Raw genomic sequence first — 13612 nt, 5'->3', positions numbered from 1 at the left:
TTCTGGTATCGGGGCCGTTCAATGCCGGATGGTGACGGCCGGTTTGCGGGGTTTGCGGTTCGGGTCCACGGCTTGCGGCAGCAAGGTGGCCATGGTCATCTGGTCGTCACCAAAATATTTGGCAGCCACCGCCTGCACTTCGGCGGCAGTCACAGTGCGCAGCTGGGCGATCAGGCGCGCGCTGCCGTCCAGCGGCAGGCCCTGTATCCAGTTCGAGCCCAGCTCACGCGCCTGGCTGGCCACCGAGTCGAGCTTGTAGGTTTCGCTAGCCACCCACTGGGTTTTGACGCGGTTGAGTTCGGCTTCGCTCACGCCCTCGCGCGCCACCAAGGCCACCTGCCGGCGCAGCGCTTCGGTCACCTGCTGCGTGGTCTTGCCTTCGGCGGGCACGCCGTCGAGCACAAAGAGCTGCGGGCCGCGGCCGATCAGGCCGCTGGAGGCGCCGGCGCTGTCGGCCACGCGCTCGTTGCCTTGCCCCTGGCCCTGCACCAGTGCGCGGTCCAGGCGGGCTCCGCCGTAGCCGTCCAGCACGGCGGACAGCACTGTCAGCGCCAATGCATCGCGGCTGGCCGCCGCAGTTGGCGAGGGCTGTGCGCCGGCGGCCGGCGAAGCTGGCTGCATAAGATCCGCCGGCTCCAGCTTGGGCACCTTGAAGGACATGCTCACATAAGCCTGGCTGGCCGGGGCCTTGTAGTCCAGGCGGCGCATGCCGTCCTGCTCGGGCTCGGTGCGCGGCTTGCGCACAGGCACCGGTCGGGCAGGGATGCCGCCATAGTATTTTTCGGCCAGCTTTTTGACCTGCGCAACCGTCACATCGCCGGCCACCACGACCGCTGCGTTTGCCGGCACATACCAGCGCTTGTAGAACTCGCGCAGGTCATTGGGTGTCATCGCGTCCAGGTCACTCATCCAGCCGACGATGGGGCGGCGATAAGGCGCGGCCAGGAAGGTGATCGCCGTGGCCTGCTCAAACAGCATGGCGCGCGGCGAGTCTTCGGTGCGCAGCCGGCGCTCTTCCTTGACGACTTCGATCTCGCGCGTGAATTCCTCGTCGGGCCACTGCATGTGGGCGAAACGGTCAGCCTCCAGCCGCATCACGTCCTCGAGCTTGCCAGCCGGGATCTGCTGGTGGTAGCCGGTGTTGTCGCGGGCCGTGAAGGCGTTGTCGCGCCCGCCCAGCGCGGCCACGCGCTTGGAAAAGTCACCGGGTTTGACCGTGGGCGTGCCCTTGAACATCATGTGCTCCAGCGCATGGGCCACACCCGAGGTGCCGTCGACCTCGTCCATGGAGCCGACGCGTACCCACAGCATGTGCACCGCCGTGGGCGCGCGGTGGTCGGGCTTGACGATGACCGTCAGGCCATTGGCGAGGGTGAACTGCTCGACTTCCGGCTGGAGTGCGGGCGCCTGCGCAAAGGCGGCTGCACCCAGGCACAAGGCCAGCAAGGCGGCCGGGGCGCGGGAAAGCCGTAAAAAAGACAGGGAAAGGGGTACTGGGGAGGTCAAAAGGGCTTGCCTGGGGTGTTTCATAGAATAGCTGTGTGGCGCCGCACCTTGCTTTGCAACTGTGCAACAGCCCACTAGGACTCCAAAGCATACCCAATGTTCAGTTTTTTCAAGAAAAAATCCCCACCCCCTGCCCCATCGCCTGCTTCGGAGCCCTCTACGGCATCTGATACGGCTGCGAAGGCGGCGCCCACCGGTGGCGGATTAATCGGCAGCGCGCTGGTCACCCCCATTGCCATCCCGGTTCCCGGGGCCGCGCCGCCTGAGCGCGAACGCTGGCTCAGCAAGCTGCAGGACGGCCTGCGCAAGACCGGCTCCAGCATCTCGACCGTGTTCACCGGCAGCCGCATCGACGATGCGCTCTATGAAGACCTGGAAACCGCGCTGCTGATGGCCGACGCCGGCACCAAAGCCACCGAACACCTGCTGGCCGACGTGAAACGCCGCGTCAAGGAAGGCGGCATGACGCACCCTGTCGCCGTCAAAAACGCCCTGGTCGATTCGATCGCCCACCTGCTCAAGCCGCTGGAGCAAGCCCTGGTGATAGGCCAGTACCAGCCCACCGTGATCATGGTGACCGGCGTCAACGGCGCCGGCAAGACCACATCCATCGGCAAGCTCACACGCCACCTCGCCAGCGAAGGCGCCTCGGTGCTGCTGGCCGCCGCCGACACCTTTCGCGCCGCGGCGCGCGAGCAGCTCAGCGTCTGGGCCGACCGCAACACCGTCGAGATCGTCAGCCAGGAAGGCGGCGACCCAGCCGCCGTGAGCTTTGACGCGGTCAGCGCCGGCAAGGCGCGCGGCAAAGACGTAGTGCTGGTCGACACCGCCGGCCGCCTGCCCACACAGCTGCACCTGATGGAAGAGCTGCGCAAGATCAAGCGCGTGGTGCAAAAGGCAGACTCAACAGCCCCCCATGAAATACTTCTGGTGATTGACGGCAACACCGGCCAGAACGCACTCACCCAGGTCAAGGCCTTTGACGAAGCGCTGCAGCTCACCGGCCTGATCGTCACCAAGCTGGACGGCACCGCCAAGGGCGGCGTGCTGGCCGCCATCGCGCTCTGGGCACGTGAGCGCTCGCTGGCGTCGCCCGGCTTGCGGCCCGTGCCGGTGTACTTCATCGGCGTGGGTGAAAAGCTTGAAGACCTGGAAACCTTCAGCGCGCGCGAGTTTGCCCAGGCGCTGCTGGCCTGACGCCCTGCTTCCTGTTGCCCAGGCGACAGTAAACAAGGGGAAACACCCTAAAGCAGGGCCTTGCACAAACCGGGCGCTGTATTAAAGTCTTTGGTGAACCCGCCGGCCCCCTGGAGCCGGCCCACAGGAGACACCCCATGACTACAGCCACCGATTCCTCCACTCCCCCCTCCGGCCCGGTGGGCGGCGAACGCCGGGTAGATATCCTGCTGGCCCACTACGGTGAAAGCCACCAGAACCCGCGTAACGAACTGATCCATTTCATCGCCATTCCGCTCATCATGCTGAGCCTGGTCGGCATGATGTTCGCGCTACATCCCTATGTGGCCTATGCCTTTATCGCCGCCAGCATGGTGTACTACGCCCGGCTGTCGGTGGTGTTTCTGATCACCATGGCGGTGCTGTCGGCGGCCTTTATGGTTGTGGTGTTTGCCATGGGCCCGCTGGTCTTGCCAGTGTGCATCGCGATTTTTGTAGGCGCCTGGATATTGCAGTTCATCGGCCACAAGATCGAAGGCAAGAAGCCATCGTTTTTTGAAGACATCCAGTACCTCTGGGTCGGGCCGCTGTTTGTATTAAGCAAGCTGTTTGAAAAGCTGCACATCCGCTGGTGATTTTGCTGGTGATTTTGCTGGTGATTTGGCTGGTGATTCATCCAGCTATCAGGCCGCTTGAAAACCCGCTCTTTGCCTCCATCTGAGAGGTTTAAACCTTTTCAAAGGTGCCTCGCTTGATCAGCAAAATTCTGCGTTTCTTCCTCAAACTCGTGCTGGGCATCTTTGCCGCCGTGTTTGCCCTCAGCCTGCTGGCCGCGGCGCTGATCGTTGTGGTGCTGAGCGTGCTGAAGTCTTTGATCACCGGCCGCAAGCCGGCGCCCGCCATGGTGTTTGGCCGTTTCCAGCGCTATTCACCCCAGGGCATGTGGCCCGGCGGGCCCGCACAGGGCAACGCCGCTAACCAGCGTGCAGGCGACGTGGTGGACGTTGAAGTGCGCGAAGTACGTGACGACAAGCGTCTGCCGTAAACACGACCTTTTGCGCTGAAGCGGCGAGGCATTCCGCCCTCGCCGCTCCTCTCTCCTCTTTTTCTTTACTGCTCCACCAGCTCCACGCGGCGGTTCTTCGCGCGCCCGGCTTCGCTGGCGTTGCTGGCCACAGGCGCAATGTTCGCTGCGCCGCGCGCCGACAGCCGTTTGGCATCCAGCTTGTACTCCTTGACCAGCGCGCCCACGATGGCTTCCGCGCGGCGCTGTGACAGTGTCTGGTTCGCATCAAAGACGCCCTGATTGTCGGTGTGGCCGACGATGAACACCTTCAGCGCCGCGTTGTCCTTCATCAGTTTCGCCATCTCCACCAGTTGTGGTTTTGATTCAGGCTTGATATCGGCCTTGCCGGTGTCGAAGTAAATGCCGTAAAGCGAAATCTTGCCCTCGGCGCTCAGGCCGCTGCTGATCTGTTTGGCGTTGAGCACGCTGACCTTGCCGGTCTCCACCACCTTGGGCTGCACGATCTGCAGATACGTCGCGGCGGAGCCCGCGAAGGGTTTGGAGTCCGTGGGCGCATCCACCGAATAAACCGTGATGTAGCTGTCGGCGCCACCGCGGGTCAGCTTGAACAACGCGAAGCGCAGGTTGGTAGACAGCGCGCCAAAAGCCTCATACACGCCGCTGCTGATGCGCTGTGAATCAGGGATGGGGCCGTTCAGCAAGATGTCGCCGGCAGGCCCGCCGCTGCGGTGGCAGCCCCAGGCGCCGTCCACACAGGTATAGACCAGCACGGCGCCGGCCTGCTTGAGGGCGGCTTCGTAGTTGCGCTGCACTTCCAGTGCATTGCGGCCTTTGGGTGACAGGTAAAACAGCTCCTGCACTTCACCTTCCACGGTGAGCGCGGGGTTCAGTTTTTTCTCTTTGGCGATGTCTTCCGTCAACAGCTTCAGGGGCTTGATCTCGGCAAACGGCGTGTTGCGCCAGGCAATCAGCCGCGAGCCTTCATAGCGTGAAATGAGCGAACTGTCTTTGCCGCCCTTGGCATCCTGCGCGGCCGCTCCTGTCGTTGCGGCGGTTGCGCCCACCATCAGGGCCCCCATGAACAAGCTACGAATCCACATGCGCTTTTCTCCTCTGGTTAAAAACTTTCGGGAGAATACGGCCTGCCCTTGGGGCGCCGTTGTAACAGGCGGCAACGTCCCCAAAAACGCCAACTTGTTCACTGAATTTCAGGCGCTTTGTCGCCCCAATCCCACGCACACTTACGAACGGATACACGCTACGGCTGCCGCGCTGCGTGACCGGGCCACCGCCATGGCCGCGAGCAACAGCAGCCCGGCCAGCGTCGCCAGCACCATCACGCCGGCCGCCACACCACCCACAGGCGCCAGGCCGTAGCCGTCAATCACACGCCCGCCCACCAGCGCGCCCAGGCCTATGCCCACATTGGCGCCTGAAATATTGAGCGAGGCCGCAAAGGCCTGCGCTTCAGGCGCCGCCTTCATCACACGCACATGGCAGATGATGAGCAGCGCCGCCTGCGCGATGCCCCAGGCGCCCAGCGCCGCAGCCAGCCCCCACTGCGAAGCCAGGGCCGGCAGAATGGCCGCCATGGCCAGCGCCACAACAACACTGAAGAACAGCGTCGCCCCCAGCGGGCTGCGGTCCACCACCCGCCCGCCCAGCGAATTGCCCAGCAGGCCCACCGCGCCAAAACCCATCAGCCACCAGCCGACATGCGCGCTGGAAATACCCGCCAGCCGGCCCAGGATGTCGGCCAGATAGGTATAGGCCGTGAACATGCCGGTGAACACCAGCACCGACAGCAGCACATGGCCCACGACCACCGGGTCGCGCAGGATGCGGATCTGGCTGGCCATCGAGGACTTGTGATCGGGCTGCGCGATGCGCGGCAGAAAAAATAGCAACAGCATGGCCTTGGCAAACGCCACCAGCGACAGCGCGGCAAAAGCATTGCGCCAGCCGAAGGCGTCAGAGATCAGCGTGCCGATGGGAATGCCCAGCACAGTGGCCGCCACGATGCCGAAGGCGATCATCGAAATCGCCTTGCCGGCGCGCGCCGGGCCGGTCAGCTGCACGGCGGTGTCGCTGGCCAGTGCCCAGAAGACCGGCAGGATCAGCGCCGGGATAAAGCGCGCGACCGCCATCACGCCGATATTGGGCGCCACTGCCGCCAGCGCATTGGCAAAGCCGATGACCACCAGCACGCCCACAAACAGCCGCTTGCGCTCCACGCCCGACAGCCATGCCGTCAGCGGCGGGCCGGCCGCAGCCACGGTAAAGGCAAACAGCGTGACCAGCAGGCCGGCCTGCGGAATCGTCACGCGCAGGTCCAGCGCCATGGCCGGCAGCAGGCCGACGATCAAAAACTCGGTGGTGAGCACGGTAAAACCGGCGGCGGAGAGCAACAGGATAGGTAACAGGGCAAACGGCATGGAAGTGCGGGCAGTCAGGTTGAACAGTGGGGGTGAGCGGCCGGTGAAGCCGGGCCAACACATATATGAATGAAATGAGCGCCAACTTTAGAAGTTACGCCTCATTCAATAAAGTACTGATATCGCACTTCTTTATTTCTCTATTGCAATAATGCTCGGCGCGATTTCCCGGATTTGGCAAAAAGCCGCCCGCCAAATGCGGCCAAACAGGCTTGCACGCTCGATTTACTGGCAAAATCCCGTTTTCGTATACGAAATAACGGATGCCGTTCATGACCGCTACCCTCCCCTGGCTGACCGAATCCCCCGCCGGGCACTTTGACACCGTGCGCGACATCCCGCTGTCCAAGCTGGTTCGCGACGACATGCTGGCCATGATCCTCAAGGGCGTGCTGGTGCCGGGCCAGCGCATCAACGAGCCGGACGTAGCCAGCCGCCTGCAGGTTTCGCGCGTGCCAGTGCGTGAGGCTTTGCGTGAGCTGGAGAGCTCGGGCCTGGTGATTTCGCGCAAGCATTCGGGCGTGTTTGTGCGCCAGCTCGACGCCGCCGAAATACGCGACCTCTATCAAATGCGCGGCCTGCTCGACGGTTTTGCCGGCGCCTGCGCAGCCCGCCTGCCGGCCGCAGAGCGCAATGCGCTGGCCACGCTGCTGGACGCCTCCAACCAGGTCATGCAGGCCGCGGCCTCGCAGCACGAGGTGCAGCAGTACTACTCGGAGAACCTGCGCTTTCACTGGGCCATCGTCGAAGCCGCCGGCAACCGGCAGCTGTCTGAGACTTACCGCGGCATCGTGCAAAAGCTGCACCTGTCGCGCCTGAAAAATCTTTCCAAGGACATCGGCATGAAGGTGTCGATTGCCGAGCACGTGGAGATCGCCAAGGCGCTGCGCGACGCCGATGCCGCGCGCTGCGAGGCCTTGCTGTCTCATCACGTGAGCGACGCCTACCAGCGGCTGCAACAAGCCGGCGCATTGGCCGGTGTCTTGGCCGCCGCAGGCTCCACAGGTGCCACCCCTACAACGACCACAACAGCCACTTCTGCCACCTCTGAATCTGAACCCGTAACACCCTGACCTTTTAACCATTCATCAACACCGCGAACAGAAATCGCCCCGAAGACCGGCCCAAGCCGGCAAAGCGGCCTTCCTGATTCACACGCATCAACCTGGAGACAAGACCCATGAAACGCCGCACCCTGCTGCAAGCAGCACCCGCCCTGATTTACGCCCCCGGCCTGGCCCTGGCCCAGACGGCTTTTCCGAACAAGCCCATCCGCTACATCGTGCCGGTCGCGGCCGGCGGCGGCAGCGACCTGGTCGGGCGCACCGTCACCGAGCGCTGGGGCAAGATCCTCAACCAGAGTTTTGTCGTCGACAACCAGGGCGGCGGCGGCGGCGTGATCGCCTGCCAGACCACGGCGCGCTCGGCGCCCGACGGCTACACGCTGATGCAGGGCTACGTCGCCACGCACGGCACCAGCCCGGCCACGCGCAAACTGCCTTATGACCCGATCAAGGACTTCACGCCCATCGGCATGATTGGCGCAACGCCCAATGTGCTGGTCGTCAACTCCGCCGTGCCGGCGAAAACCGTCAAGGAATTCATCGACTACCTGAAGAAGAACCCCGGCAGGGTGAGCTACGGCTCAGCCGGCCCCGGCTCGCTCACCCACCTGACGGCCGAGCTCTTCAAGCAGGCCACCGACACCTTCATGGTGCACATTCCCTACCGCGGCATCGCGCCGGCCATCAACGACCTCATCGGCGGACAAACCCAGGCCATGTTCCCGGGCCTGGCCGCCGCGCTGCCGCACCTCAAGGGCGACCGCATGCGCGCGCTGGCCGTGACGGGCCGCAAACGCCACCCGCTGCTCAAAGACGTGCCCACGATGGAAGAGGCCGGCTTCAAAGGCTTTGACGCCATCCAGTGGTACGGCGTGGTCGGCCCCGCCAAGATGCCGCCGGCCGTCGTGAAGACGCTGAGCGACTCGCTCACCCAGGTGCTGGCGCAGCCCGACATGAAAACCAAACTCTCCAGCGAAGCCATCGAGCTGGTGCAGATGAGCCCCGAGTTCTTCGGCTCCTTCATGCAGATCGACATCGCCCGCTGGACCAAGCTTGCCAAGGAAAGGAATATCCAGCTCGAGAGCTAACGCCCCTTTTTCGCCGGTACGCCCGCGCGCCTGCGCCGCCCTTTGCGGCGCGGGCCAGCGCCCTCCCCGCTTCACCATCCCTTACCCCTTTGCAGGACCTCCTGCTAAAAGAAGAAATCTATGGCCCGCAATACCCAGGTCGCCGCCGACCACAACGCCCCTCCCGTCACACAAATCCTCGCGAAGTTCGTCGCCACCCATCCCTCACGCGGCTGGAGCGATGCGGTCGACCACGAGGCGCACCGCACCTTCATGAACTGGCTGGGCTGCGCCGTGGGCGCGGCCAAACACGAAGCGGCAGACGCGGCGCTGGCGGCGGTCAACATGCTGCAACCGGCGGCGCAGGCCAGCGTGCTGGGCCGCAGCGACAAGGTCGACATGGCCAGCGCGGCCCTGGTCAACGGCATCACCTCGCACACCTTTGACTTTGACGACACCCACCTCAAAACCATCATCCACCCGGCCGGCCCTGTTGCCTCGGCCGTGCTGGCTCTGGCCGAGCACACCGGCGCCAGCGGGCGCGATGTGATTGACGCACTGGTGATCGGCATCGACGTGTCCTGCCGCGTCGGCAACGCGATGTACCCCGAGCACTACGACCGCGGCTGGCACATCACCGGCTCCACCGGCACGCTGGGTGCGGCAGCCGCGTGCGCGCGCCTGCTAAAACTCGACATTGAAAAAACCGCCATGGCGCTGGGCATTGCCGCCTCGCAGCCTGTCGGCATGCGTGAGCAGTTCGGCACCATGACCAAGCCCTTTCACCCCGGCGGCGCGGCGCGCGCGGGTTTGATGTCGGCGCTGCTGGCCAGCAAAGGCTTTACCGCCAGCCCCAAGGCGCTTGAAGCGCCGCGCGGCATGATGCAGACCGTCTCGACCAAAAACGACTGGAACGAAATCACCGGCGAGCTGGGCCAGCGTTTTGAAATCTCTTTCAACAGCTACAAGCCTTTTGCCTGCGGCATCGTGATCCACCCCAGCATCGACGCCTGCGCGCAGCTGCGCGGCCAGGGCGTCACGCCCGACCAGGTCGAACGCATCGAGCTCAAGGTGCATTCGCTGGTGCTGGAGCTGACCGGCAAGAAAGAGCCCGCCGACGGCCTGCAGGCCAAGTTCAGCGTGTACCACGGCTGCGCCGCGGGCCTGACCTTCGGTTATGCCGCTGAAGACGAGTTCTCCGACGAAGTCGTCAACCGCCCCGACATGGTGGCGCTGCGCCGCAAGGTGGTCGCCACTGTCGACGACTCCATCGACGAAGCCAGCGTGGACGTAACGGCGGTCTTAAAAGACGGCCGCCGCGTGCACGTGTTTGTCGAACACGCCATCGGCTCCCTGCAAAACCCCATGACCGACGCCCTGCTGGAAGGCAAGTTCCACGGCCTGTCGGACCCCATCCTGGGCGCAGCGCAGACCAGTCAGCTCATCAGCGCCTGCTGGGCCGTGGGCAAGGCGCCCAATGTGTCGGCCATCATCGGGCTGGCGGCGCCCAAGGGCTGAGCACCTGTTCGTACATGAGTGGGCCGGCGCCATGCCGGCCCGGTTAGGGTGGCCGTGGGCGGAAACGGAAGCGCGATGGGTCCGTCACGGCGCCGGCGCCGCATTCGCCCGGTATTGGCTGAGCTGAAGGGCGAATTCGTATTCCGTGTAGAAGTCACGCATAGGTGTAAAGACACGGCGATTGCGCTGCAGCTCGCGGGAGAAGCTCTCGCTGTCGGTAGTGCGCTCGAGAAGCAGTAGCAGCTGAAACACCGAGAGACTCCACGAGCGCTCGAAAGGGAAGACCTTGCTTAAATCACGCTCGCCGGCGCGCAGCGCGGCTGCGTCAAATTTCTTGAAGTACTTGTGAAAATCGTCCAGGTCGGCCTGCCGCTTGGGATCCGTTGCCTGGAAGGTTGAAACACACCCGGCCCGCAAGAAATGTTGCAGGAACGCCCGGTCGTGAAGGCTTCCCAAATCTCCCCGGGTGATAGAAACCCTCAGGACTTCGCGCGGCCCCAACTGGACTTTTGTGACTGACTTGCCGTCTTTCGACCTCAGGGTCATGCTCCCACGCTCCTGGAGCACGGCGTGCCGCTCCATCGCCTGTGCCTGAGGCCGGACGATAGCTTGCGAAAGATCCGCGAGAGTGACCACCCCATCTGCGCCGCGCCCGCGCCTTGTCAGCATTTTGGTCTTCAGCTCCAGAATCATGATGGCATCGTTTGTTTCCACCAGGGCGTCGCATTCGCTGCTCTGCGAGCCGGCCTCGTTGTAGTCACCATGAATCACGTTAACGCCATGCTCTTTCAGCTTCTCACGCACGAATGATTCGAAGAGCGGGCCCAGCACTTTGTCATCAAAGTTCTTGTTTTTACCCTCACACCATTTCAGCGCGGCATTCACGATAGCCCTGGCAGCCATGGGAGGTGGCTGCATCCAAAGCCGGCCACCGGCTCCGAGTAAGGGCCGAAACGCGGCGTCCACATGGGTGTCCTTGGGCGGATAGCTGAGCTCCTGGTTTGCACCTTTGGCATGCATAAAGATGTCCTGAAGCAGCCTGGCCGCTTCGTCGCGATCAAGCCCGCAGGCATATGCCGCCTCCAGCACGTCTATCGGCGTAAATGCATCCGGAGCTACCCGTTCGCATTGGCTCAGCAACATCAATGCAACAGCCAGCACTTGCGCCGCTGTGCGGCCTTGTGCGTCTTTGAGCCTGGCCAGCTCATCCTGGCTCATCAACCACAAAAGGTATTCCCGCGCATGTGCGGGCTTCACCTGGGTGACCAGGAACACGGCGTCATACATCACCGACTTCTGAATGATGCCGATGATGTCGTTCGGCCGCGCATGGATCAACTCCAATGTCCCAAGCGTCAGGTCATGCAAGGCCGACGCCCAGGTCAGTAAATCCTGGAGCTGGCGAAGCGCCATTTGCGGGTTGAGAGCCGACGGCTCCTTGTCAAAATACCGCAACCCCAGTTGATAGAGGTAGGCAAGAGTGACATCAGGCTTTGCACCCAACTGAACGGTTTGCCCCGGACGCCCGATTGCAAAGCGGCCCGCCACCTCGCTATAGCTTCGAACCATTGCTCCGACTGCGCTGTCCGCCAGTGCGCTTCCCAGCGAAGCAGAAAGCTTGTCGATATCTGCGGCGATACGGGCGATTTCGCTGTCCGCATCCACCCCACCGGTATCCGGCAACGTGACGGTATAGCCACGGCCTCTCAAGCCCAGGACGGACGTCGCGAGCACATTCACACGCGTGTTCATTTCCAGCTTCTGGCTGACCGGAACAGGCGACGGATACAACAAGGCGTACAGCGATGCGAGCTGGATCGCACGCTCCCAGTCACTGTCTTCCTGCTGGGAGCATCCGCGCTCCCTGAGCGCAGCCTGAAGCGCTTCAGCCACGCCGAGATAAGGCTCCGCCGGCGCCTGATCGCACAGATGCCGCAAGCCCACGTCAACGATGAAGTCACGCACCATCAATCGCGCCTGATCGCTTTGCCGGGCGGTAAAGCACGCCAGAATCAGGCTCAATAATTCGTCTGATGTGTGCTGCGGAATCTGCCCCTGCCCCTGCACCTGCCCCTGGTTTAAATCAACGAGCGCTTTGAATGTACTGAAATCCACACCTTCTCCTTTTTTGGTTTTACCGCCCCCCAGGGCACATGGGTGGCCGGGTTTTTCTGAAACTCACAGGGCATTACTCCACAACTTTTCGATATCCGCGGCAATACGGGCAATTTCGTTGTCCGCATTCAATCCATCGGTATCCGGCAACGTGACGGTATAGCCCCGGCTTCTCAAGCCCCGGATGAACTTTGCGAGCAGATTCACACGGGTGTCCCTCTCCAGCTTCTCCCTGACTGGAACAGGCGACGGATACAAGGAGGCGTGCAAGGCCGCAAGCTGGATCGCACGCGCCCAGTCACTGTTTTCCTGCTGAGAGCGACCGCGCTCATTGAGGGCAACCTGAAGCACTTCGGCCACGCCAAGATAAGGCTCCGCTGGCGCCTGATCGCAAAGATGCCGCAAGCCCACATCCACGATGAAGTCACGCACTATCAATCGCGCCAGGTCGCTCTGTTGAGCGGTAAAACACGCCGAAATCAGATTCAACAATTCATCTTGCGCATACTGCGGCGTCTGCACCCGGTTTGAATCAACGAGCGCCTTGAACGTACTGAACTTCACACCTTTTCCTTTTCTGGTTTTATCGCCCGCCATGGAGCATGGGCGGCCGGATTTTCGAAACTCGAAGCCGAACGCGCACAAGATTGCGGCTGCGGCCAGTTTTTTTGAGACTCACACGGTATTGGGCGAGTCAACACCCCGCGGCAAATGCGGGCGGAGGGTGGGAACACGCTCTAACGCTCAACTAACGATCAACTAACGATCAAGCGGGAAGCAGTGCTTTTGGTGGAACAAAGCCATGCCCGCGCCGGTTGAAGCCTTACCGCTCACGGCTGCGGCCGCGCAGGGCTTCAAGGTGCGGAATCCACCCATCGACACACAGTTCAATCTGGCGAAACGCCAGCTCGAACATATCGCGTGTCTGGCAGTAAGGATCAACGACGTCGATATCCCGGAATTCGCCAATCCGGAAGATCCTGGTGTGCGCCATCGGAAAGAGCCACTTCAGCGTCGTTGCCAGATCGGTTTCCATGGCAAGAACAAGTTGCGCACTCTTGCAGAGGGAGTAACTGACCCGTTTTGACCGGTGGTGTTCCAGGTTCAAGCTGTTAGCCTTCGCGATCTGCCGTGAATTGAGATCGGCCATCTGGCCATTCACCGTGTTCAAGCCTGCAGAGACCACGGTCAGCTCAGGCATTCTCCGGGCGATGACCTGCTCAGCCATGGGACTGCGGCAAACATTCCCATAGCCAACGACGAGGATGTGCCCCCTGTAGCGGCTAACCGGGGAAACGGAAGCCTCGTAATTGGGTGTCGTGAGAGCTTGTTCAGATTGATTTAGCATTTTTGGGCCATACATGTTGAATTTCATCGAAATCTGATCCAGTTAGCGCAGTAATTTCCATCCAAATCTGACCCACGTAGGCACTACTCTGCTTGTTTTAAAAGCGGAGGGAAATTAGGAGTGATAGACGTGGCGACATTGAATGTCATCAGACGTTGGGCATTGCGAGATCAGATGTCCATCCGCGAGATCTCAAGGCGTACAGGCCTGGCTCGCAACACAGTGAAGAAGCACCTGCGATCAGAAGAGAGCGAGCCCAAGTATCCAAGGCGGGTCAGCTCAAGCAAGCTCGATCCCTATGCCGAGAAGCTGGCCACATGGCTGGGAATTGAGGCAACAAAATCGCGGAAACAGCG

Annotated in this window: 12 protein-coding genes and 1 pseudogene; 7 read left to right on the top strand and 6 right to left on the bottom strand. The window is 62.3% G+C overall.

The features are described 5' to 3' along the window. Window positions 1–18: 18 nt before the first annotated feature. On the bottom strand, window positions 19–1530 hold the full coding sequence (locus BM408_RS22005; RefSeq protein WP_092132781.1) for a M16 family metallopeptidase: 1512 nt from the start codon (window positions 1528–1530) through the stop codon (window positions 19–21). Between the two features lie 72 nt (window positions 1531–1602). Between BM408_RS22005 and ftsY the strand changes: the two genes are divergently transcribed. The 3 genes from ftsY to BM408_RS21990 all read left to right on the top strand — a co-directional run bounded on the left by ftsY (window position 1603) and on the right by BM408_RS21990 (window position 3727). Continuing rightward, window positions 1603–2703: a signal recognition particle-docking protein FtsY gene (ftsY, locus tag BM408_RS22000; protein WP_092132779.1), complete on the top strand. Its 1101-nt coding sequence runs from the start codon at window positions 1603–1605 to the stop codon at window positions 2701–2703. 137 nt (window positions 2704–2840) lie between these two features. After that, complete coding sequence (locus tag BM408_RS21995; RefSeq protein ID WP_092132778.1) at window positions 2841–3317, top strand: Mpo1 family 2-hydroxy fatty acid dioxygenase; 477 nt, start codon at window positions 2841–2843, stop codon at window positions 3315–3317. Window positions 3318–3433: 116 nt separating this feature from the next. After that, a complete protein-coding gene (locus BM408_RS21990) occupies window positions 3434–3727 on the top strand; it encodes a hypothetical protein (protein WP_092132776.1) in 294 nt (97 codons plus the stop codon). A gap of 65 nt (window positions 3728–3792) precedes the next feature. Here the strand turns inward: BM408_RS21990 and BM408_RS21985 are convergent, their stop codons facing one another. Together BM408_RS21985 and BM408_RS21980 are read right to left on the bottom strand one after the other, a co-directional pair. Next, window positions 3793–4809, bottom strand: a complete 1017-nt coding sequence (locus BM408_RS21985) for an OmpA family protein (protein WP_092132775.1) — start codon at window positions 4807–4809, stop codon at window positions 3793–3795. A 141-nt stretch (window positions 4810–4950) separates the two neighbouring features. Continuing rightward, entirely contained in the window at window positions 4951–6144 is a 1194-nt protein-coding gene (locus BM408_RS21980; protein WP_092132827.1) for an MFS transporter, read from the bottom strand. A 272-nt stretch (window positions 6145–6416) separates the two neighbouring features. Between BM408_RS21980 and BM408_RS21975 the strand changes: the two genes are divergently transcribed. From BM408_RS21975 to BM408_RS21965, 3 genes are all read left to right on the top strand, one after another. After that, window positions 6417–7217: a GntR family transcriptional regulator gene (locus BM408_RS21975; RefSeq protein WP_092132825.1), complete on the top strand. Its 801-nt coding sequence runs from the start codon at window positions 6417–6419 to the stop codon at window positions 7215–7217. A gap of 107 nt (window positions 7218–7324) precedes the next feature. Then, entirely contained in the window at window positions 7325–8296 is a 972-nt protein-coding gene (locus BM408_RS21970) for a Bug family tripartite tricarboxylate transporter substrate binding protein (RefSeq protein WP_092132773.1), read from the top strand. 120 nt (window positions 8297–8416) lie between these two features. Beyond that, window positions 8417–9793 carry an MmgE/PrpD family protein gene (locus BM408_RS21965; RefSeq protein ID WP_092132772.1) on the top strand — a complete coding sequence of 459 codons (1377 nt, stop codon included), beginning with the start codon at window positions 8417–8419 and terminating at the stop codon, window positions 9791–9793. Window positions 9794–9877: 84 nt separating this feature from the next. Here the strand turns inward: BM408_RS21965 and BM408_RS21960 are convergent, their stop codons facing one another. The 3 genes from BM408_RS21960 to BM408_RS21950 form a co-directional block, all read right to left on the bottom strand. Further along, window positions 9878–11908 (bottom strand): hypothetical protein, encoded by a 2031-nt coding sequence (locus tag BM408_RS21960; protein ID WP_092132770.1) that lies wholly within the window; start codon window positions 11906–11908, stop codon window positions 9878–9880. 63 nt (window positions 11909–11971) lie between these two features. Then, the gene (locus BM408_RS21955) at window positions 11972–12505 is read right to left on the bottom strand and encodes a hypothetical protein (RefSeq protein WP_175541877.1); all 534 of its coding nucleotides are present in this window, start codon (window positions 12503–12505) and stop codon (window positions 11972–11974) included. Window positions 12506–12731: 226 nt separating this feature from the next. Continuing rightward, complete coding sequence (locus BM408_RS21950; RefSeq protein ID WP_092132767.1) at window positions 12732–13283, bottom strand: arsenate reductase/protein-tyrosine-phosphatase family protein; 552 nt, start codon at window positions 13281–13283, stop codon at window positions 12732–12734. 93 nt (window positions 13284–13376) lie between these two features. On the opposite strand from BM408_RS21950, the pseudogene BM408_RS21945 reads away from it, so the two are divergent. Continuing rightward, window positions 13377–13612: pseudogene (locus tag BM408_RS21945) on the top strand (IS21 family transposase); the annotation flags it as partial.

Origin of the sequence: Polaromonas sp. YR568 (genome assembly GCF_900116715.1) — a bacterium.
Classification (GTDB): Bacteria; Pseudomonadota; Gammaproteobacteria; order Burkholderiales; family Burkholderiaceae_C; genus Polaromonas.
Note: the sequence above shows the minus strand (reverse complement) of the source record. Positions and strands in the feature narration are given on the sequence as shown.

Excerpts from the sequence above, each read along its gene's own strand:
- BM408_RS22005 (WP_092132781.1), bottom strand. The coding sequence starts at position 1,530 with ATGAAACACCCCAGGCAAGCCCTTTTGACCTCCCCAGTACCCCTTTCC.
- ftsY (WP_092132779.1), top strand. The coding sequence starts at position 1,603 with ATGTTCAGTTTTTTCAAGAAAAAATCCCCACCCCCTGCCCCATCGCCT.
- BM408_RS21995 (WP_092132778.1), top strand. The coding sequence starts at position 2,841 with ATGACTACAGCCACCGATTCCTCCACTCCCCCCTCCGGCCCGGTGGGC.
- BM408_RS21985 (WP_092132775.1), bottom strand. The coding sequence starts at position 4,809 with ATGTGGATTCGTAGCTTGTTCATGGGGGCCCTGATGGTGGGCGCAACC.
- BM408_RS21980 (WP_092132827.1), bottom strand. The coding sequence starts at position 6,144 with ATGCCGTTTGCCCTGTTACCTATCCTGTTGCTCTCCGCCGCCGGTTTT.
- BM408_RS21975 (WP_092132825.1), top strand. The coding sequence starts at position 6,417 with ATGACCGCTACCCTCCCCTGGCTGACCGAATCCCCCGCCGGGCACTTT.
- BM408_RS21970 (WP_092132773.1), top strand. The coding sequence starts at position 7,325 with ATGAAACGCCGCACCCTGCTGCAAGCAGCACCCGCCCTGATTTACGCC.
- BM408_RS21965 (WP_092132772.1), top strand. The coding sequence starts at position 8,417 with ATGGCCCGCAATACCCAGGTCGCCGCCGACCACAACGCCCCTCCCGTC.
- BM408_RS21955 (WP_175541877.1), bottom strand. The coding sequence starts at position 12,505 with ATGGCGGGCGATAAAACCAGAAAAGGAAAAGGTGTGAAGTTCAGTACG.
- BM408_RS21950 (WP_092132767.1), bottom strand. The coding sequence starts at position 13,283 with ATGAAATTCAACATGTATGGCCCAAAAATGCTAAATCAATCTGAACAA.